Here is a 21,103-nt window from a genome sequence, read left to right on the forward strand (position 1 = left end):
CTAGATTCATTCTATCTCATTTCCTTCTTAGCCTCACGGGACTATTCTTAAAGGATCTTATGCAGTTGTTTTTTTGCTATAAATAATATAACCTTCTTTCAGGTTAAAATCAATTAGTTTCTCGTAATTGTTGTAAAGTTTCTTGGAAAATTTTTGGTAAAGGAGCTTCAAAGACCATATTTTCACCAGTAGTGGGATGAACAAAGCCTAAAAGTTTGGCATGAAGAAATTGTCCATTACCTTTCAATGTTTTTTTTGGTCCGTATAAGGGATCACCTGCAACTGGATAGCCAATATATTTCATGTGTACCCGGATTTGATGGGTTCTCCCAGTTTCTAATTGTAATTCTATCAATGTAAAATTATTAAATCGCTCTAAAACTTCAAAGTGCGTAACTGCTGGTTTACCATCTTCGATTATATCCTGCATTTTACGATTCACTTTTGAGCGACCGATTGGAGCTTCAATTCGCCCTTTATCATAAGGAATTTCACCATGAACTAAAGCAACATATTTTCGTAAAGAGCTTTTATCTTTTAATTGTTTCGCAAGACTTTCATGGGCCTGATCATTTTTAGCAATCATTAACAGTCCTGAGGTATCTTTGTCAATGCGATGAACAATGCCTGGACGGATCACATCATTAATTGTTGATAAATCTTTGATTTGATAAAGTAATCCATTAACTAAAGTACCTGTTGGGTGACCAGCTGATGGATGAACCACCATTCCTTGTGGTTTATTTACCACTGCAACATCTTGATCTTCATAGATAATTTCTAAATCTAAATCTTCAGGAATTAATTCCAATTCTTCTGGCTCTGGCAATTGAATCAAAATCACATCACCAGCACTCACTTTATAATTTGCTTTAATCGCTTGACCATCAATAAACACATGTTGTTCTTTAATCCATTGTTGGATTTGGCTACGGGAATAGTCTTTTAAACGGTCATTTAAAACTTTGTCCACTCGCCCAGTTTCTTCTTTTATTATGACTTCAATTTCAGCTTGCATGTTTTTTCTCTCTCTCATCTAAAAATAAATAAATAATTATCAAAGCTACACCGATTGTTAAGGCCATATCGGCAATATTAAAAATTGGAAATCTAACAAAATCCAACTGGAACATATCTACCACATAACCTAAACGAAAGCGATCAATAAAATTTCCAATTGCCCCGGCTAAAAATAAACTTAAACCAATCGTTAGCCATTTACTTTCTTTCAAATACTTGTGTAAGAAATAAACGACTACTATTACTGCCACAATACTAATGATAATAAAAAAGATTCGTTGACCTTCTAATAGACTAAAAGCCCCGCCAGTATTTTGTAAGTAAGTCAATGAAAAAACATTTGGTATCAAGCTTTGTTCTTGTCCAATGAAAAAATTCTCCACCGTCCAAAATTTCATTAATTGATCTAATCCGATAATGACACCACTAAATAATAAATAAATAATCAGCAAAATAAATCCTCTTTCTAATTTAAGATATCGCGGGGACGAATAATTCCTAATAAATTACCGTCGCGATTGCCATCTTTAGTAATTAAAATGGCTTCTAAAGTTGCTATTTGTTGGAATTTTTCTTCGACTTCAGCAATATTTGTATCAGCCGAAACAAATTCAAAATTGGTATTTTTGCCATTTTGAATTAAAAAATCGCCTACTTTTTTATTGAAAATATCAAAAGAACGCTGTAACACCAATTCAGAAAGATATAATCCAATTGTTCTTAAAGTGATTAATCCTAAAAACTTGCCATGATCGTAAACAGGAAATTGCGAATAGCGCTTTTCTTTAACCGTCTCTAATATTTCTCTCATCGGCACTGTTTGTTCAAATCCAGTGACTTTCTTCGCAAAACGCGGCAAAACTTTTTCTGGACTCAATAAACCTTTTTCAATCTCTTTAATCCGTTGAACTGCCCACTCATTTGGTTCAGCAATAACAAAATCATCTGCAATCTGATCATGAACAATAGCATTTCTTAGTTGCGCCAATTGTAATAGATCATTTTCATTTTTTCCAATTAAATCATGCTGTTTTTTAGCTAGACGTCTTACTGCTTCGCTAAAGCCTAAATTAACTGGATTACCTAATAAACTTTTGATTTCTTTTTCAATTCGATTAAAAGTGGTTAAAAAATCATCTGCTCGTTCACCCATTGATAATCTCCCTTTTTGTGCTAAAACTAGTATAAGTGAAATGGTACCACAATGATAGTCTGAGACACAAAAAAGAGCTTGAAAGACGCAAGCTCTAATTATTTTTCTATTATTTTTTTACAAGCAGTCTTAATTGCCGTAGCTGCTTGAGTTATTTCTGCTGTGGAAATTGTGAGCGGTGGTAATAATCGCAAGACATGATTACCAGCTTTTAAAGCTAAAACTCCTTGTTCTTTTAGTTCATTTAAAACGAAGTTGAGCGGTTTATCATTATCAAACTGAATACCAATCATTAAACCTTGCCCTCGAATTTTTTTAATCATCGATAATTCCGTTAAATCGTTAAGTTGTTCAAAAAATTGCTGGCTCTTTTTATTTATTTCAGCTAAAAAGTCTGGCTCACTAATCGTATCAATCACAATATTTGCCGCGCTCAAGGCTAATTTATTACCGCCAAAAGTTGTTCCGTGACTTCCTGGGCCAAATGTTGTCGCAAATTCAGCTTTCCCAAGCATTGCACCAATTGGTAGTCCATTTCCTAATGCTTTGGCTAAAGTAAAGATATCTGGTTCAATTCCATAACCTTGATGACAATAAAATGTCCCTGTTCGTCCAATACCTGTTTGTACCTCATCGATAATTACTAAGGTACCGTTTGCGTGGGCTTTTTCTACTAGCCCTTTGACAAATTTTTCATCCGCCGGTAATACGCCACCTTCGCCTTGAATCAATTCCAAAATTACTGCAGCTACATCATCATCTAAAGCAGCTTCAAAATTTTCTAAATCATTATAAGGTAAGTAAATAAAATCAGGTACCATTGGTCCAAAACCTGCTTGGATTTTTTCTTGAGCGGTCGCACTCATAGATCCATATGTTCGCCCATGAAAGCCTTGATTAAAACTGATAATTTTCGAACGACCAGTAGCTTTACGAGCTAATTTTAAAGCTGCTTCATTTGCTTCTGCTCCGCTGTTACAAAAGAAACTCACATAATCCTTATCTTGTGCTAATTTTTCAGCCACCTCTTCTTGTAACTGGCTAAAATATAAATTTGAAGTGTGCCAGATTTGATTTATTTGTTCAGTAACTGCCGCTGTAACTTTTGGGTGTTGGTGACCTAAACTAGTTACACCAATACCACTAGTTAAATCTAAGTATTGCTTTCCTGTTTGATCATAGACATAACTAGCTTCACCCTTAACTAGATCAATTGTATCTCGGCCATAATTAGGAAATAAATGGGTCATACTAAAATTTCCTCCTTTGTAATCACAGTACCGGCTCTTTGAATACCATTAGTAATGTGGACTTTCCCCACACCACCAAAGATAGCTGTCATAGCACTTTCAATTTTTGGAATCATGCCACCAATAATAATTTCTTCTTCCTTCAATACTTTGATTTCTTTTGGACTGACTTTGGGTAACCATTGATCATCTTTTTTTACCCCGGGCACATCTGTTAATAAATAAAGCTCTTCAGCATTTAAAGCTTCGGCAATTTTACTAGCAGCCGCATCAGCATTAATATTTAGCCAGTCGCCTTCAATAGTCATCCCTAAGGGCGTAATAATCGGAATATAATTACTCGCCAGAACATCTTCGATCACTTGGCTATTAATTTTAGTCACTTCTCCAACATAACCAAGTTTTTCTTGATCAATAAATTCTCCTTGAATTAAATCATTACAAGAGGCATGCAATCCAATCGCAGAAAAACCATATTGTTGAAAGACAGAAGTGATTGCTGGCTGTACTTGACCAATTAAAACCATCTGAGTAACTTTTAAGGCTTGTTTAGTCGTCACCCGTAAACCATTATCAATAGTGACTGGAATATTTAAACGATTCATCATTTCAGTAATGTAATATCCCCCACCATGAACAATCACCACTTGTTTTCCGGTATCTTTCCATTTTTTTACTTGTTTAAAAAAGTCTTTGGTTAAATTATCACTAGCGACGCCGCCAATTTTTACTACGATTGTTTCCATGATATCCGCTCCCTTAGCTTCCCCGCTAAAATATTTTAAGTATGGTATAAAGCATTAATTTCGACATATTTATAAGTTAAATCGCAACCCCAAGCTTTTCCTGATTCCGTTCCTACATTTAAATCAATCAAAATCTTAATAGTTTCATTAGCTAAAATTTCTTTCATAATCGTTTGATCAAATTCCTGCGGTTGACTTTGTTTTAACAATTGCTGCTGTCCAATCCACATATCAATCTTATTAGGATCAATTAAGGTCTCTGCATATCCAACTGCGCAAATAATTCTGCCCCAATTAGGATCTTCACCAAACATTGCTGTTTTAACTAAAGACGAACCAACTACTTTTTTTGCAATCAGACGTGCCGCTAATGAATCTGACGCACCAGTAACTTCCACTTCAATTAATTTTGTTGCACCTTCTCCATCCTTAGCAATCTTCTTGGCTAATTCCGCTGACACATAATCAAGCATCGCTGCAAATTTCTGATAGGCTTCAGTACCTTTCTCAATTTCCGGATTCTCAGCCAAACCGTTGGCCAGAACTAAGACCATGTCATTAGTAGAAGTATCACCATCAACGGTAATTTGGTTATAGGTCACTTCTGTTTTTTCTGATAAAATTTCTTGCACCAAATCATTTGAAATAAAAGCATCTGTTGTAATAAAAGACAACATCGTAGCCATATTGGGATGAATCATGCCAGATCCTTTAGCAACTCCTGCCATAGTAACCTCAACGCCATTAATCACGTCTGTCACTGCTACTTCTTTGGTTGCTTTATCCGTAGTCAAAATGGCTTCATGAAATGCTTGCGGTTCTGACTGATTTAAATTAAAAACATCTATTCCAGCTTTGATTTTTTTCATTGGTAACACTTTTCCGATTACACCAGTAGATGCTACAGCAATTTTGTCGGCAGCAATACCTAACTTTTCAGCTAAATATTGTTGTGTTGTTTTTGCATCTTCTAAACCAATAGCACCAGTACAGGCATTAGCAAAACCTGAATTGACAATAATTGCTTGCAGAATTCCATCGCTCAATGCTTCCTTTGTTACATAAATTGGGGCTGCTTTAACTTGGTTTGTCGTGAAAACCCCAGCTGCTTGAGCAGGAACTTCCGACAGAACGATTCCTAAATCTTTTTTCGTATGTTTTAATCCGGCATGTAATCCGGTTGCGAAGAATCCCTTAGGGGCATCTATTTTTCCATCGATAATTTTCATTGGCTTTCTCCTTATGGATAAACTGGTACAAAATCTAGACCAGTTATCTCAGGTATTTTCATTAAATGATTCAAATTTTGAATAGCTTGTCCAGCCGCTCCTTTAACTAAGTTATCTAAGACTGAAACAACAGTGATCACATTAGTAGCCTCATTAAAAGCAACACCAATATCACAATAATTAGAGCCAACAACTTGTTTGATTGAAGGAAACTGGTTCTCAGCTTGTACACGAATAAATGGTTTATCTTGATAAAAACTTTGATAAAGTTGATGAACTTGACTTGTTGTTAATTTTCTTTTGGCTTTTAGATAACTTGTCATAAAAATGCCTCTCGAAACTGGAATAAGTGACGTTGAAAACTGAATAGCTGGAATACTTTTATCCCAACTTTTTAATTGTTGAACAATTTCTGGGATATGTTGATGACTGTTCATTTTATATAAACTCATATTGTCATGGGCTTCTTCAAAATGAGCTGCAACACTAAGATTTTTTCCAGCACCTGATAGGCCGGATTTGCCATCAATAATAATACTATCAGGATCAATCCATTTTTCTTGAACTAATGGCGCTAGTGATAATAAGGCACAAGTGGCATAACAACCTGGATTTGCAATAAAATTACTAGAATATTCACTATTTAAATCTGCTAAGCCATATTCTGCTTTCGACAGGATAGCTGGACTTGCTGGTTCTTTTTGATACCATTTTTCATATGCGCCAATTTCTTTTAAGCGAAAATCTCCTGACAAATCAATCATCGGAAAATTATTTTCCGAAAAATCAGCTGCTAAGTCTTTTGAGATTCCTGAAGGTGTTGCAAAAAAAACTAAATCAGCTGTTGCCATGATTTTTTTAGGATTAATTTCTTCTAATGTTAAATCAATTATTCTTTTTAAATGTGGATAAACATTGGAGATATCTTGGTTATTTTGTGAATGACTATGCAGTGAAACAATTTCTACTTTTGGGTGATTTTTTAATAGTCGGACTAATTCCAAGCCACTATAGCCAGTTACACCGATAATTGCTACTTTCAAATAAGACACCTCTCTCAAAAATCAATAATGTATAAAAATTCATTTTAATCAATTTATAATTTTAGATTATAGAGTGACAAAACGAATAAGTCAATGATTTTTTATTAATTTTTTTTGAGAATTTATTCAAAAAAAAACAAAAAAAGAGCTTAGGAATTTTCCTAAGCTAAAATTTTATAAAGTTGCTAAAATTTCTTTTAATTCTTTCACCGCTAATTGACCAGGTGCCGAAGCTTCTTTTGCTGCACCAAAGGTTGCTGCAGAGCCAAAAGTCTCACCTGATATGCGAGAAACCACTCCCAATTTACCCATAGACATCGTAATTAATGGACGATCTGCGTACTCCGTATACATTTCTTGGGTTGCATCTAATAAAGTAATAACATCCGCAATTGATTTTGGCATAACAGCAATTTTACAGATGTCAGCATTTTTTTCTTGCATCATTTTTAAACGATTAATGATTTCTATTTTAGCTGGTGTCTGATCAAAATCATGATTGCACATCACGACATATTTATTATTTTTATGCAATGTTTCTACTAAAATATTTACACTTTCTGCTGGCATAAATAATTCTACATCCATTAAATCAAAATGACCTGCTTTAATAAAGGCATGGTACATTTCAAAATAATCATCATCTGCCATAGGACGAACGCCACCTTCTTTTAACGTTCGAAAAGTTACTAACAATGGTAGGTCGACCGCAGCCTTTACCTCTTGACAAAAATCAGCAGCAGCTTCAAAATCTAAAATTTCTGAAAAATGATCTATCCGCCATTCAACAATATCACACTGACTATCCTTTGCAATTTTTGCTTCAGATAAGATTTCCTCTCGCGTTTTACCAACGATTGGCACGATTACTTTTGGTTTGCCCGCTCCAATAACAGTGCTTCCGACAGATACAGTATTCAAATTAGTTCCTCCTTGTTTTTTGCATTTTTTTATTTTACCACAAACTATTTGCTTACAACATAAAAAAACTGACTTAGTTTTCTAAGTCAGTTAATTCTTTAAAACAATCCGATAGCGTCACCATTAGAATCTATATCCATGTTTAAAGCAGCTGGTTTCTTGGGCAAGCCAGGCATTGTCATCACATCACCCGTTAAAGCAACAATAAATCCAGCACCAATTTTAGGAACAAATTCACGTATAGTTACACTAAAGTCACTAGGCGCACCAAGTTTAGTTGGATCATCTGATAATGAATATTGGGTTTTAGCCATACAAACTGGCAAACGATCCCAACCATATTTTTTAAAAGTTGCCAATTGCTGCATCGCTTTTTTAGAATAATTTACTTCATTTCCATCATAAATTTCTTCCACAATTGCTTCAACTTTTTCTTCAATATTGTCATCATCATGTTTAAAGATTGATCGGAAAGTTTGTTCATTAGTAGCAATCGTTTCAACTACCGTCTGGGCTAAATCAATGCCACCTTCAGCACCTTTTTCCCATACAGCTGTCCGTTCGACTTTCACACCAAAAGCTGCGCATAACTCTCTTAATAATTCAATTTCCTTTTCTGTGTCACTAATAAATTCATTAATCGCCACAACAACTGGCAAATTATACTTTTGCATATTTTCAATATGTTTCGCTAAATTAGCAAAACCAGTTTTTAAAGCTTCAAGATTTTCTGCTGACAAATCATTTTTGGTTACACCACCGTGCATTTTAAGGGCACGAATCGTTGCAACAATCACAACTGCGTCTGGTGCTTTACCTAAACTTGGAACTTTAATGTCTAAAAATTTCTCGCCACCCAAATCAGCCCCAAAACCGGCTTCAGTGACAACATAATCTCCACAATGCAGGGCAGTTTGCGTTGCTAAAATACTATTACAGCCATGGGCAATATTAGCAAAAGGGCCACCGTGAACAAATGCTGGCGTATGATAAATTGTTTGAACTAGATTGGGTTTGATAGCATCCTTTAAGACTAAGGCTAAAGCACCTTGAATTTTTAAATCACCAACTGTCACAGGTTCTTTATCGTAAGTATAAGCAACGACAATATTTGCCAAACGATTTTTTAAATCTTCAATATCAGTCGATAAACATAAGATAGCCATAATTTCTGAAGCGACTGTAATATCAAAACCATCTTCTCTTGGTACACCATTGATTGGTCCACCTAAACCGACCGTAATAAAACGTAACTCACGGTCATTTAAATCCACTACTCGTTTCCAGATGACACGACGAGGATCAATATTTAATTCATTTCCTTGATGAATATGATTGTCTAGTAGAGCTGACAATGCATTATTAGCTGTTGTAATTGCGTGCATGTCACCAGTAAAGTGTAAATTTATATCTTCCATTGGTAATACTTGTGCGTAACCGCCACCAGTGGCACCGCCTTTAATTCCCATAACTGGACCAAGGGATGGTTCACGTAAAGCAATCACAGTATTTTTTCCAATTTTATTTAAGGCATCTCCTAAACCAATCGTTACTGTTGATTTTCCTTCGCCTGCTGGCGTTGGATTAATCGAAGTAACTAAAATTAACTTTCCTTTGGGATTTTCTTTTAAACGATTTAAAGCTGAAAACTCGATCTTTGCTTTATATTTGCCATGTAATTCTAAATCATCATCTTTTAAGCCAAGTTTTTCAGCAATTTCATTAATAGGTAGTAAAGTTGCATCTTGAGAAATCTCAATATCAGTCTTCATAGTACGCCCCTTCCAAGAATCTAAAATTATTTTTTGTTCATTCATATTCTAGCAAATTTAGCCGGGAAAAACACTATTCAAAATTGACAATTTCATTCGCAATTTTAAAACCCTTACATTATAATAGGTGTAGACTTAATAAGGGGTGGGTACCATGAATCAGGGAATCGTTAAGTGGTTTGATGATCACAAAGGGTATGGTTTTATTGTTTACCAGGATGACCAAGAAATATTTGTACATTTTACCGGTATTTTGGATTCAGGATTTAAGTCATTAAAAGCGGATGAAGTCGTCTCTTTTGATATTGTTGAAGGTGCTAGGGGACCGCAAGCAACCAACGTAAAAAAGCTCAGTCATGACTGAGCTTTTGATCTTGTTCACTTGTTATTACCATATCTGAATGATTTTTTATTAAGTCCGCTAAAAAGCGGTCTTTTTGTTTTTTACTCATCATGTGACGAGTATGTCCATTTAAACCTTTTTGTTTAATCATCAAACCATCTTTTCTGACAACTACTTGATCAATATCATCATAAAATATTTCTTTTTTTCGCCACAACAAAGCATAACGAATGACCAATCTTTTTTCAGTCAAAATAAAGAAACGATGACAACTTAAAACAAACATAATTAGAAACAAGCCGATAAAGAGATTGCCCTTCCAATATATTTTATTACTCTCTAATGATATGATAAGTCCATAAAATAAAAATATAAAAGTTAAGGACCATAAAATGATGGAAATTGATAATTCAGGTTGCCAAAAGTAGCGCTTTTTCTTCATGTAGACTCCTAACTTTTCAAAGGTGATAAAATGATTAAAATATTTACTGATGCCGCTACCAATCCACAATTAAAAAAAAGTGGCGGTGGGATTGTCATTATAAAAGATCAAGAACAGATTCAATTAAATTATATTTTGACTGCCGGATCCAATCACGAAGCCGAACTGGAAATTATTTTAAGGGCTCTAGATTATTTAATTGAAAAAGACTGGCGGAATGATTCCATTCTTTTATATTCAGACAGCAAGACTGCAATAAAAATTTTAGACCAAAATTCAACAAAAAACAATCTTTTCTTGTCTTATTTAAAGGAGTTTAACCAAAAAAGCCCACTTTTTTCATTATTAGTTTTGCAATGGATTCCTGAGAGTAAAAATAAAGGGGCAGACCATTTGGCCCGCCAAGGATTACAAAAAGCTTTAAAGAATCGGTGATAATAAACGAGAAAATTTCTGCTTAAAGTTCAGCCAGAAAGATTGATTGGCAATCATCTCATCAGTTAATAATACGGAATCTTGTATATCTGCTTCAAAGACTGCTTTAAATTCTTCTGCAATTTTTGGATCATAAATAAAACTACTTACTTCAAAATTTAGTTCATAACTGCGAATATCTTGGTTAGTTGATCCAAAGGTTGCTAATTCATCATCAATCACCATCGTTTTAGCATGAACGAATCCTTTGCTGTAATGATAAATTTTAACGCCTCGCTGATGCAAATAATTAGCATAGTATTGTGTTGCCCGATAAATAAAAGGATGATCTGGTTTATCTGGCACCATAATACGGACATCAATTCCTGAACGTACTGCAATTAGTATTGCGGATATCATTGTTTCATCTGGTACTAAATACGGACTCTGAATCCATACACTTTTTTCGGCAGATAGAATTAAGCGGACAAAACCATCTTTGATAATTTGTGCTTCAGAGTCGGGGCCATCTGCGACAACTTGCATCGCTACACCCGTTTCAATTGGTTCTTCTGGCAAAACAAAATATTGTGGAAGGTAATCTAAACGATCTGCATCATTAGAAACAGAAACATTCCAATCACGGATAAAAATTTCTTGTAAGGTAAAACTACCCGTGCCGACAATTCGTCCGTGTGTGTCACGCCAGTAGCCAAAACGTTTCGTTGTTTCTAAATATTGATCACCAACATTAAAACCACCGGTCCAACCAATCGAACCATCTATAATGACTAATTTTCGATGCAAGTGATAGTTTAAACGCGTTTTGGCAATAATATCTTTCGAAGTAATAAAAGGAGTGACTTTACCACCTTTTTCTCTTAATTTAGCAAAAAAGGCCTTATTTGTTTTAGGTGAGCCCCATGGATCATAAATCAGACGAACTTCTACGCCTTGGTCTGCTTTTTCCTCTAGTATTCGCAAAAAGCGATTACCAATTTTATCGTTAAAAAATGCATAGTATTCAACGTGAATATTATTTTTTGCTGCTCTTAAATCCTCAAATAAATGTTCAAATTTTTCGGTGCCATCATAAAAAAATTGAATATTATTACGATAAGAAACGGGTGCCTTATCTAAGTTATCAAAAAAACGAATTAATGATCTTGCTGCCGGTAACAATTGATCCGGTGTATTGTAATTTGGAACTGTTAAATTATCAACCTGAACCATTTGATAGATTTCTCGCGGTTGATTTTCTTTTTCATAATTAAATCTTCTAGCTACTGTCCGATCCAGTCCGCGGCCACAAAAGGCGTATAATAAAAAACCCACGACTGGTAAGAAGAATAACGTTAACAACCAAGCTAAAATAGTTGTAATACTACGTGGCTTTCTAAAAATAGTAATGGCTGCAATGATACAGTTGACAATATATAAAATAAGAATTGCTTGTTCTAATAACCCCACTTTTTTCACTCTCCTGATTTTCATCTATCTTCAGAAAATTATACCTAGAAAAGAAAAAAGTAACAAGAAAGACCTCCCCTTCTTGTTACATTTTTTTACGCTAAATAATTTGTTACTTCTGCCAATGCTTCTGCTAAGCCAGATGGATTTTTTCCGCCTGCTTGGGCCATATCCGGGCGGCCGCCTCCACCTCCGCCAACTTTTGGTGCAATCAGCTTGATCAAATCTCCGGCCTTGTAGCCTTTTTCAATTGCACTTGGGGTCATAGCAGCTAACAAATTCACTTTTTCTCCCTGAATTGTTCCTAAAACTAAAACATCCGATAATTCTTTTTGCTTCCATTGGTCGGCCAATTGTCTCAGTTGATTCATATCTTTCACATTGACTTTGGCTGTAATCACTGATGTGCCATTAATTTCTTTGACATCTTTGAAGACATCACCAGCTTGTTGATTGGCTAATTTTGTCGCCAGCTGTTCATTTTCTTTTTGGATTTCTTTTAATTGTTGTTGTAATTGTTCTGTTTTGTTTACAACTTCTTTTAATTGAGGCGATTTTACAATTTGAGCCACAGAAATCAGTTGTTCTTCTTCTTGACGGAATGCTTCGTAAGCTTCTTGACCGGTCAAGGCTTCAATCCGGCGAACACCAGCACCAATTCCCGATTCTGAAACGATTTTGAAAAGTCCAATATCTTCTGTATTGCTCACATGGGTTCCACCACATAATTCAATTGACCAGTCACCAATATTCACTACGCGGACATCGTGACCATATTTTTCGCCAAACAATGCCATTGCACCCATATTTTTTGCTGAATCAATATCAGTTTCGATTGTCACGACAGGAATAGCTTCCCAAATTTTTTGATTAACAATTTTTTCCATTTCTTTTAGTTCATCAGTGGTAACTTGACCAAAATGGCTAAAATCAAAACGTAAATGTTTTGGTGCTACTAATGATCCAGCTTGATTGGCATGATCACCTAAGACTTCTTTTAAAGCTTTATGAAGTAAATGAGTCGCAGTATGATTTTTAATGATTTTATTTCGCATTTTTTGGTTAACGTTTAAGAAATAAGTATTTCCTTCTACTAACGGAGAGACAACTTCTACTGTGTGTAGTGGTTGACCATTAGGTGCCTTTTGAACATCCGTTACATTGGCAACCAAATTTCCTTCAGAATCAGTAATTGTTCCGTGATCAGCTACTTGTCCACCCATTTCAGCGTAAAATGGTGTTTGATTAAAAATCATTTGCGCACTTCCTGTATCAATCGAAGAAACAATAGCATCTGTTGCGATAATCACTTCTAATTTTCCTTCAACATTTAGTTGATCGTAACCAACAAATTGACTATCCACTTTAATATCTCCTAATAAAGCAGTTTGCACACCCATTGATTTTTCAGTTGTTCGTGCTGCTCTTGCTCGTTCTTTTTGTGCTTGCATTTCAGTTTCAAAGCCCGCATGATCAACTTTTAAACCATTATCTTCAGCAACTTCTTCAGTCAGCTCCACTGGGAATCCAAAAGTATCATATAATTTGAAAATTGTTTGGCCATCTAAAATAGTTTGATTATTTTCTTTTAGTTCCGCTAACACATTATTTAACATGCTTAAGCCTTCATTGATAGTTTCGTGGAAGCGTTCTTCCTCATTTTTAACTACTTTTTCAATGAATTCTTTTTGTTGTTGCACTTCAGGATAGTAACCCACCATAATTTCACCAACAACTGGTACTAGTTGATACAAAAAGGCAGATTGAATGCCTAACTTTTGTCCATGCATCACTGCTCGTCTTAACAAACGGCGCAATACATACCCACGGCCTTCATTTGAAGGTAGAGCGCCATCTCCAATCGCAAAAGCCAAAGAACGAATATGATCAGCAATAACTTTAAAAGAGATATCCAACTGTTTATCTACACCGTACTTTTTACCGCTTAATTCTTCTACTTTAGCAATGATTGGTAAAAATAAATCTGTTTCAAAGTTGGTTGGTGCATCTTGAATAATTGAGACCATTCTTTCAAGACCCATTCCCGTATCAATATTTTTATGGGGTAATGGTTCATAAGTACCTTGAGGAGTATGATTAAATTCAGAAAATACCAAATTCCAAATTTCTAAATAGCGTTCATTTTCTCCACCAGGATAATTTTCTGGATCATCTTCTGTTAAATCATTAAACGCTTCTCCGCGATCATAAAAAATTTCTGAATCCGGTCCACTTGGCCCCGCGCCTAAATCCCAAAAATTATCAGCAATTTCAACAACATGATCTTCCGGCAATCCAATTTCTTCTAACCAGATTCTTTTAGCTTCTTTATCTTCTGGATAAACAGTTGCGTATAAAAGTTCAGGATCGAAAGCCATCCAATCAGGTGAAGTTAAAAATTCCCAAGCCCAAGCAATCGCATCTTCTTTGAAATAATCACCGATTGAAAAGTTCCCTAACATTTCAAACATGGTATGGTGGCGAGCAGTTTTTCCTACATTTTCAATATCATTCGTTCGAATTGATTTTTGTGCATTAGCAATCCGGGGATTTTCTGGTGTCACTGAACCATCAAAATATTTCTTCAAGGTTGCAACACCGGAATTAATCCATAATAATGTTGGATCGTTAACTGGTACTAGCGGTGCACTTGGCTCAATCATATGTCCTTTTGATTTAAAGAAGTCTAAAAACATTTGTCTTACTTCTGTACTACTTAATTTTTTCATCTTGTTTTCTCCTTTTAAAAAAAATAAAAAAACCACCACTGCATTCAAGGACGAAAGTTCGCGGTACCACCTTGATTGCAATGATAGTTTTTGATCATTACCTCTTAAGCTCGTTAACGCTGAGTCACGTTGATTTTTCAATCAAATGTTTTAGGGAGCAACTTAATTATTACAGCGCAAGACTCTCAGCCAAGGTCTTACTTTCTTTAGAAGTAAATAACTAAATCATATCCTAAAATGAAGTATAGAAAATTTCTACTGAAAAGTCAAATTAGACTTTCAAAACAATCGCTTTGCGATACAAATATTTTTGCGGAAATAGAATCACTTCTGAATGAAGCATCTTACTATTACTATAATAAGAAGATAACGGTAAATACTCAACTGCTGGAATGCCAATCTTCTCTTGATGATCGGTTAACTTTAAGACACCCGGATCTTCAGTAATCTCAAAACGAGTCATCTTAGTATCAAAAGATAAGCCAAACATATTTAATCCCTGAATCATTTTTTTGATAGCCTTACCACGATATGGATCTGACATATTTAAGTCATTTCCCCAGCGGAATAATCTTCGACTACCAGCACCGTTACAATATTCCCATTGATCTTCAGTTAACAAGTCAAAGTTTTTCTTACGAATCTCTTTTCTTAAACTAGTGTAGTTATGAGTAGTATGCGTATAGACACGATACAAATCACTTTCTGGTTCTAACTCAATATACCAACTATCCTCCATTAAAAAGCTTTCCGGAAAGGTCCAAATTAAACTTTCTTGAGAATTCAATTTTGGTGTTAGAATTTCTTTTATTTCTTTTTCAATTTTAGCAAATAAATCGACACGGCCCTCAAAGCTTCCAGTGACAGCATCAAATCTGCCTAAAAACTCAGTTCCTGCTGGTAACGCATAACGTTGTACAAACATTGCAGGAATAGCGGATTTCCGTAAACGAGTTGTTTTATCATTTATGTAATTTGCTAAAGATTCTGTTTCTAACAAATTATATTGATTTAAAATTTCTTCTGGAATTGATATATTGGGACTATCTTGAGCGGTTTCAAGTAAAGACAAACCTTTTGCACCCAAATTCCAGCCTAAAATGGCTTCTTTATTCCCAGGTACAAAAACAAATTTTTCTTCGTCAATCAATAATTCAAAGGTCTCACATTTGATACCATATAATTCGAATTCCTTTAATTCAATATCAGAAATTTTTAAGAGGGGATTCACGTAATAAAGTAAAACTTGACTAAGCAACGTTCTTTTTTCTTTTGGATTTAGACGTTTCCAATACGCCCAATCTAACTGATCAACGAGATTCATAAAAAATGGTTCCTCCCTTTTTGCTATGCTACAATTCCATTATAACTCATATTACTATTAGGAGAAATGATTATTATGGAGATTATTTTTGGAAATCAAAAAGCTGTGCAAGCTGCTAGTTTTTATTTAAGATATCAAGTTTTTGTTTTAGAGCAAAAGATACCGGCAGCGCTTGAATTTGATGGTTTGGATACAAGCGATCGGAAATATCTGGTCTTCTTTGATCACGAGCTGCCTGTTGCAACAGCAAGATTTCAAACAAAAACTAGTAAGATTTTACAACCTGATCGCCTTTGTGTGGCAAAAAAATATCGATTAAGAGGACTAGGTCAACAGCTATTAACTTGTTTAGAAACAGAAGGTAAAAAGAATAATTTAATTTCGTCTGAGCTATCTGCTGAAATGACTGCAATTGATTTTTATCAAAAGCAAGGTTATCAAGTGATCTCAGAGCCCTATAAAGAAGATGGCATCTTATGTGTAACTATGAAAAAAGAGCTGTGAGGATTCACAGCTCTAGTACTAATTATTCGATTTCTTTTTGTTCTTTTTGACGTTTCTAATTTCTTGACGTTTTGCTTGACGTCGTTTTTGTTTGTTCGATTCAGCAATCGCCCAATCAATTTTTTTCTTATAGCCAGGTTTAATTTTTTTCTTTTTCTTTTTAACTAAACCGATTAAAGTTGGATCTAGTTCGTCTTTACTTTTTTCACGTTTAAGTCGACGATTTCGATCATAACTCTCAACGATTGTACCGTTCTTAATTTCTTTTGGTGTAAAACTAACACCCATTTTTTCAAGTTCGGTTATTGCCAAATCATCACTTGGATCATATAAAGTAATTGCGGTACCAGACAAACCATTACGTCCTGTTCGTCCAACACGATGAATGAAAAATGTTAAGTCATTAGGAATTTCTGCATTAATCACGTGAGAAACCCCTTCAATATCAATTCCTCGTGCAGCTAAATCAGTTGCTACTACATATTGATAGTCCATATTCTGAACTTGACGCATGACTCTTTTCCGTTCGCGAGGAGAAATATCACCATGGATTTTTGCAATTTTTAGTCCTTGACTCTTCAAATAGTCACTAATTTCATCCACACGCTGTTTGGTGTTGGCAAAAACAATTGCTAAATAAGGATGTCCAACAGTCAGTAAATCATAGATAATTTTGTTCTTATCTTTTCCTTTGGTTGAAATCAACCAATTATCGACTGTATCAGAAATTACAGCTTTTGCTTTGATTTCTTCAATGACTGGATTCTCCATGTATTTTAATAAGAATGGTCGCAAGCTTTCTGGAATAGTTGCTGAAAAGACGAGCATTTGAAGATTTTTAGGCAAACGACCTGCAATTTGATCGACTTCTTTTAAAAATCCCATATCTAAAGTCATATCTGCCTCATCAACAACAAAATATTCTGCCGTATGAACTTTTAACGCTTGCTCATTCATCATATCTAAAATTCTTCCAGGAGTGCCGATTACAACATGTGGTTGATGATGCTGTAATTTTTCAATTTGTCTTTTCTTATCAGTTCCACCAACAAAATTAGTTACCCGAATTTCAGTTGGTGCATGTTTGGCAATTTGAATTGCAGCTTGATAGATTTGATTGGCTAATTCACGACTAGGTGCCGTAATCAATACTTGGACTTGATCGACATCTGGTTTGATTTTATCAAATAAAGGCAATAAGAAAGTGTGGGTTTTACCAGAACCCGTTTGCGATTGTCCTACAACGTTTTTCCCTTTTTTAATTAAAGGAATTAATTTTTCTTGTACTACAGTTGGTTCGTTAAAATGAATTTCAGCTAAAGCTTCTAAAATAAAAGGCTGAAAGTTAAAGGCTTTAAAGTTCGCCATTTGTTCCCTCTTCTCTGATTGTGCTAATTGTATACGTACGACTGGCTTTTTCATGGAATAAACGATGTTTTCCTCTAATAAAAGCATATAAAAGATTAAAGACAAATAATAATAAAATGCATAAACTGATGAAAGCTAAACCGATATGGATAATTAAACCGGTACTATCAGCCGTAGTCAACTGATTGATTGAATAATTAAAAATATCCAAATCATAACGTATCAATAAATAAAATAATCCATAACGCTTAATTAATCCCCATAAAGATATCCGGGAACGATTTTCTTCCATAACTTGTATTTTAACAATTTTTTTACCAAATGTCTTGCCCCGCCAGAAATAAGTAAACAAAATAAAATATAAAATTACTTTTAGGGTAAAGATAAAGCTATTAGTGTCCGATGCAAGATAATTCGTTAGCGGATTTGGTGCAATTAAATTGATTAGAATAGGGACTAAATCAAAAATGATTCCTATAATAAACCAATCAATCAAAAAAGCAACCGTTCGCCGAATTAAAGAAACTTTTTTTCCATCCTCCAATGATTCTAAATCTAGCTCTTCACGGCTTGGTAAGAAAAATGTAATCAATGGTGCAATTAGGTAGCCTATTCCACCACCAAGTGTGTTGTGTAATAAATCATCTACATCAAATAGACGGTAAGGTCTAGGATAAATAAAATACAAGCCACTTAACTGAGTCAACTCAAAAAATAAGGACAAACAAAAACTTATCAAGATGGTTTTTTTCCATGAAAATTTGAAATAATAACGACAATAGACTCCTAACGGAAAAAATAAAGCTAAATTAAAAATAGGCTCTAAGAATACACTTTGTTTTATAGCAGGAAGATACGTGCTAGTGTCATTTATACGAAAGACCGTTTGATGGAAAAAATCAATTTCTGATTGAAATAAATGCAGTTGCATACGTGGTCCAGTCATTTGGCTTACCGTTTCAACAGACGGCAAAGGTAATATGACTAAAAAATAAGCTGTCAATAGATAAAAGACAAAAGAATAAATAACTAAACTACGAAATTTACCTAATTCGCCATATTTACGATAATAGAAAATTAAAATTGGTGCGCTAACTAGTAATGCTAAAAAAGGAAAAAGTAAAATTGCAGTTTTGATTGGTCCGGTATAAGCTGAGAACATAATCACACATCCTTAAAATTTTTGCTTGACTATTTAAAAACAATGAGGAAAACTATTCATAAGGAGGCCTCATCATGTTAAATCCATATTTTGCTTTTGGTGTACCCATTTTTTTACTTGCTGGTTACATCATATTCACTTTAATCAAAAAAGAAAAGTTTGCTGATTATCGTCGCTTTGTTTTGACTTTGATATCAGTTTTTCTAGCAACTTTTAGTTATCAAGTTTATCATTACAGCCGTAGTATTATTAGCACCAACTCAACCAGTGAATTTCAAAATAATTTTGGTTATTCTGCAAATTTACTGTTACTTCCCTTCATCTTAGGACTTATTTTAACATTGATAAATCTCATCTTTTTATTTACTCAATTCAGAAAAAAAGAATAACAGGCTCGCCTGTTATTCTTTTTCGTTCTCCCATTCATGGTAAAATTCCATTAAAAAATTCTCCATGAACTCTTTTCTGCGCCTTGCTTCCTTTTTTCCGGCATCAGTATTCATCAATGCTGGCAATTTTAATAATTTTTCGTAAAAATGATTAATGACCGTATTTTCATCGCGATACATTTTTTTACTTGTTAAATCTCTTGGTTTTATTGCTGGATCATAAAGAATATTTTGATGAGCTCCTCCATAATATGCTGTTCGCATAATACCGATTGCACCTAAAGCATCGATACGGTCAGCATCTTGGACGATTTCACCTTCTAAAGTTAATGTTCTTTTACCTGACTCCAGCTCTTTTGAAAAAGATATATTTTCAATAATCATAAAGAGTTCATTAATTTTTTCCTTGTTCCAACCTAATGAGTGTAATAGTTGTTCAATTGCTTTCTTTTCAGCTACCGGATCTAAAGCAACCTTATCATCAATTACATCATGTAAATAACCTGCCGCAACAACTAATTCTTGATTGGCTGATTCTTTAACTGCTAGTTTTTTAGCGATTTTAGCTACTCTTTGACTATGAAAAAAATCATGTCCACTTTTTTCATTACTTAATTTTTGAAAGCTATAATCTTTTATAGCTGTTAATTCTTTATTCATCTTTTTTTTCCTTACGAGGTGGACGTTTTCCCCAGTATTGGAACAAGTCAGTTCTGATCGCACCATTGTATAGTTTTCTTTTCTTAGTAGCTTTTGCACCATAAAACTCTTCAAAAGTTAAGTCGCTAGTTAGAATATACTTACTCCATGTTTCAAGAGGACGAAAGACCTCACCCATTTCTTTATAAAGCTGGCGCACACTCGCTTCTTCACCTAACCTCTCACCATAAGGCGGATTGGCAACAATTACCCCATATTCTTTATCAGTTTTGAAATCTTTGACTGCTTGTTGTTTGAAGATAATCGAATCTCCTAAACCAATCTCTTCCGCATTTGCTTTAGCAATCTCAATCATTCTTCCATTAATATCAGAACCAGTAATATCTAATTCAATCTCATAATCCGCTTGCTCGTCTGCTTTTGCACGGACTTTCTCAAAAATATCACTGTCGACCCAATCCCATTTTTCACAGGCAAAAGAACGATTAAAGCCCGGAGCAATATTATGACCAATTAAAGCCGCTTCAATACAAAGCGTTCCGGAACCACAAACTGGATCATAGAAAGGACGATCCTTACGCCAATTAGTTAATTCAATTAAAGCAGCTGCCATGTTTTCTTTTAATGGCGCGCCACCTTTTTCTAAACGGTAACCGCGTTTAAACAACGACGGTCCAGTTGTGTCTATCGTCAACACTACGTGATCTTTTAGTAAAGCCACTTCCAATTGAAAAAATGCGCCAGTTTCTGGCAATGGTACTCGCGCAGGACGATGATAGACCTCTTTTAAGCGTTCCACAATGGCTTTTTTTGTAATCGCTTGGCAATCTGGAACGCTATATAATTTGGATTTGATACTACGCCCAGCCACCGGAAATTCTGCATCGTAAGGTAAATAGTCTTCCCATGGAATAGCCTTTACTTGCTCAAATAATTCGTCAAAAGTATAAGCATCAAATTCTCCAGCGATAATTTTTACCCGGTCTGCCGTTCTGAGCCATAGATTTGTTGTAGCAATGGTCTCTAAATCTCCACTGAAACGAGCGCGACCATTTTCTACTTCGCAATCAATTCCTAAATTTCGCAATTCCTTACCAACTAGCGCTTCGATTCCCGCTGCTGCTGTGGCAATTAAATTATATTGTTTAGTCATAATATCTCCTA

At 34.8% G+C, this 21,103-nt stretch carries 21 protein-coding genes; 4 read left to right on the forward strand and 17 right to left on the reverse strand.

Annotated elements, in window-relative coordinates; translation table 11 throughout:
- Positions 1-109 precede the first annotated feature (109 nt).
- The 9 genes from ACVWNY_RS06680 to ACVWNY_RS06720 form a co-directional block, all read right to left on the reverse strand.
- Positions 110-1,018, reverse strand: coding sequence for an RluA family pseudouridine synthase (locus ACVWNY_RS06680; RefSeq protein WP_454071851.1), 909 nt, complete (start codon positions 1,016-1,018; stop codon positions 110-112).
- On the reverse strand, positions 1,008-1,472 hold the full coding sequence (gene lspA, locus ACVWNY_RS06685; RefSeq protein ID WP_218325254.1) for a signal peptidase II: 465 nt from the start codon (positions 1,470-1,472) through the stop codon (positions 1,008-1,010). The genes ACVWNY_RS06680 and lspA overlap by 11 nt, the downstream gene beginning before the upstream one ends.
- Positions 1,473-1,486: 14 nt before the next feature.
- Complete coding sequence (locus tag ACVWNY_RS06690) at positions 1,487-2,173, reverse strand: CBS domain-containing protein (RefSeq protein WP_218325253.1); 687 nt, start codon at positions 2,171-2,173, stop codon at positions 1,487-1,489.
- Between the two features lie 98 nt (positions 2,174-2,271).
- Positions 2,272-3,423: an acetylornithine transaminase gene (argD, locus tag ACVWNY_RS06695; protein ID WP_218325252.1), complete on the reverse strand. Its 1,152-nt coding sequence runs from the start codon at positions 3,421-3,423 to the stop codon at positions 2,272-2,274.
- On the reverse strand, positions 3,420-4,169 hold the full coding sequence (argB, locus tag ACVWNY_RS06700) for an acetylglutamate kinase (RefSeq protein ID WP_218325251.1): 750 nt from the start codon (positions 4,167-4,169) through the stop codon (positions 3,420-3,422). Before argB ends, argD begins: the two co-directional genes overlap by 4 nt.
- Positions 4,170-4,204: 35 nt before the next feature.
- Complete coding sequence (gene argJ / locus ACVWNY_RS06705) at positions 4,205-5,398, reverse strand: bifunctional glutamate N-acetyltransferase/amino-acid acetyltransferase ArgJ (RefSeq protein WP_218325250.1); 1,194 nt, start codon at positions 5,396-5,398, stop codon at positions 4,205-4,207.
- A gap of 11 nt (positions 5,399-5,409) precedes the next feature.
- The gene (gene argC / locus ACVWNY_RS06710; RefSeq protein ID WP_218325249.1) at positions 5,410-6,441 is read right to left on the reverse strand and encodes an N-acetyl-gamma-glutamyl-phosphate reductase; all 1,032 of its coding nucleotides are present in this window, start codon (positions 6,439-6,441) and stop codon (positions 5,410-5,412) included.
- A gap of 174 nt (positions 6,442-6,615) precedes the next feature.
- Positions 6,616-7,362 carry a type I 3-dehydroquinate dehydratase gene (gene aroD / locus ACVWNY_RS06715; RefSeq protein ID WP_218325248.1) on the reverse strand — a complete coding sequence of 249 codons (747 nt, stop codon included), beginning with the start codon at positions 7,360-7,362 and terminating at the stop codon, positions 6,616-6,618.
- Between the two features lie 98 nt (positions 7,363-7,460).
- Entirely contained in the window at positions 7,461-9,134 is a 1,674-nt protein-coding gene (locus ACVWNY_RS06720; RefSeq protein ID WP_454071178.1) for a formate--tetrahydrofolate ligase, read from the reverse strand.
- 154 nt (positions 9,135-9,288) lie between these two features.
- On the opposite strand from ACVWNY_RS06720, the gene ACVWNY_RS06725 reads away from it, so the two are divergent.
- Positions 9,289-9,498, forward strand: coding sequence for a cold-shock protein (locus ACVWNY_RS06725; RefSeq protein WP_218325246.1), 210 nt, complete (start codon positions 9,289-9,291; stop codon positions 9,496-9,498).
- Here the strand turns inward: ACVWNY_RS06725 and ACVWNY_RS06730 are convergent.
- Positions 9,485-9,919, reverse strand: coding sequence for an EbsA family protein (locus ACVWNY_RS06730; protein WP_218325245.1), 435 nt, complete (start codon positions 9,917-9,919; stop codon positions 9,485-9,487). The two genes, ACVWNY_RS06725 and ACVWNY_RS06730, sit on opposite strands and share 14 nt — an antisense overlap.
- A gap of 30 nt (positions 9,920-9,949) precedes the next feature.
- On the opposite strand from ACVWNY_RS06730, the gene ACVWNY_RS06735 reads away from it, so the two are divergent.
- On the forward strand, positions 9,950-10,354 hold the full coding sequence (locus ACVWNY_RS06735) for a reverse transcriptase-like protein (protein ID WP_218325244.1): 405 nt from the start codon (positions 9,950-9,952) through the stop codon (positions 10,352-10,354).
- On the opposite strand, the gene cls is transcribed toward ACVWNY_RS06735, so the two are convergent.
- The 3 genes from cls to ACVWNY_RS06750 all read right to left on the reverse strand — a co-directional run bounded on the left by cls (position 10,340) and on the right by ACVWNY_RS06750 (position 15,856).
- Positions 10,340-11,803: a cardiolipin synthase gene (gene cls, locus ACVWNY_RS06740; protein ID WP_454071179.1), complete on the reverse strand. Its 1,464-nt coding sequence runs from the start codon at positions 11,801-11,803 to the stop codon at positions 10,340-10,342. The genes ACVWNY_RS06735 and cls overlap by 15 nt on opposite strands.
- Before the next feature lie 95 nt (positions 11,804-11,898).
- Positions 11,899-14,532 (reverse strand): alanine--tRNA ligase, encoded by a 2,634-nt coding sequence (gene alaS, locus ACVWNY_RS06745; protein WP_454071180.1) that lies wholly within the window; start codon positions 14,530-14,532, stop codon positions 11,899-11,901.
- A gap of 271 nt (positions 14,533-14,803) precedes the next feature.
- Positions 14,804-15,856 carry a DUF7278 family profilin-like fold-containing protein gene (locus tag ACVWNY_RS06750; RefSeq protein WP_218325241.1) on the reverse strand — a complete coding sequence of 351 codons (1,053 nt, stop codon included), beginning with the start codon at positions 15,854-15,856 and terminating at the stop codon, positions 14,804-14,806.
- Positions 15,857-15,928: 72 nt separating this feature from the next.
- Between ACVWNY_RS06750 and ACVWNY_RS06755 the strand changes: the two genes are divergently transcribed.
- Positions 15,929-16,360, forward strand: a complete 432-nt coding sequence (locus tag ACVWNY_RS06755) for a GNAT family N-acetyltransferase (RefSeq protein WP_454071852.1) — start codon at positions 15,929-15,931, stop codon at positions 16,358-16,360.
- Between the two features lie 18 nt (positions 16,361-16,378).
- On the opposite strand, the gene ACVWNY_RS06760 is transcribed toward ACVWNY_RS06755, so the two are convergent.
- Positions 16,379-17,728 (reverse strand): DEAD/DEAH box helicase, encoded by a 1,350-nt coding sequence (locus ACVWNY_RS06760; protein ID WP_218325240.1) that lies wholly within the window; start codon positions 17,726-17,728, stop codon positions 16,379-16,381.
- Positions 17,715-18,890 carry a VanZ family protein gene (locus ACVWNY_RS06765; protein WP_454071181.1) on the reverse strand — a complete coding sequence of 392 codons (1,176 nt, stop codon included), beginning with the start codon at positions 18,888-18,890 and terminating at the stop codon, positions 17,715-17,717. Before ACVWNY_RS06765 ends, ACVWNY_RS06760 begins: the two co-directional genes overlap by 14 nt.
- A 74-nt stretch (positions 18,891-18,964) precedes the next feature.
- Between ACVWNY_RS06765 and ACVWNY_RS06770 the strand changes: the two genes are divergently transcribed.
- On the forward strand, positions 18,965-19,279 hold the full coding sequence (locus ACVWNY_RS06770; protein ID WP_438720008.1) for a hypothetical protein: 315 nt from the start codon (positions 18,965-18,967) through the stop codon (positions 19,277-19,279).
- A gap of 12 nt (positions 19,280-19,291) precedes the next feature.
- Here the strand turns inward: ACVWNY_RS06770 and ACVWNY_RS06775 are convergent, their stop codons facing one another.
- On the reverse strand, positions 19,292-19,939 hold the full coding sequence (locus tag ACVWNY_RS06775) for an HD domain-containing protein (protein ID WP_454071182.1): 648 nt from the start codon (positions 19,937-19,939) through the stop codon (positions 19,292-19,294).
- Positions 19,932-21,092 (reverse strand): THUMP domain-containing class I SAM-dependent RNA methyltransferase, encoded by a 1,161-nt coding sequence (locus tag ACVWNY_RS06780; RefSeq protein WP_454071183.1) that lies wholly within the window; start codon positions 21,090-21,092, stop codon positions 19,932-19,934. Before ACVWNY_RS06780 ends, ACVWNY_RS06775 begins: the two co-directional genes overlap by 8 nt.
- Between the last annotated feature and the right edge of the window lie 11 nt (positions 21,093-21,103).

The sequence above is a fragment of the Enterococcus sp. JNUCC 77 genome (genome assembly GCF_054819945.1).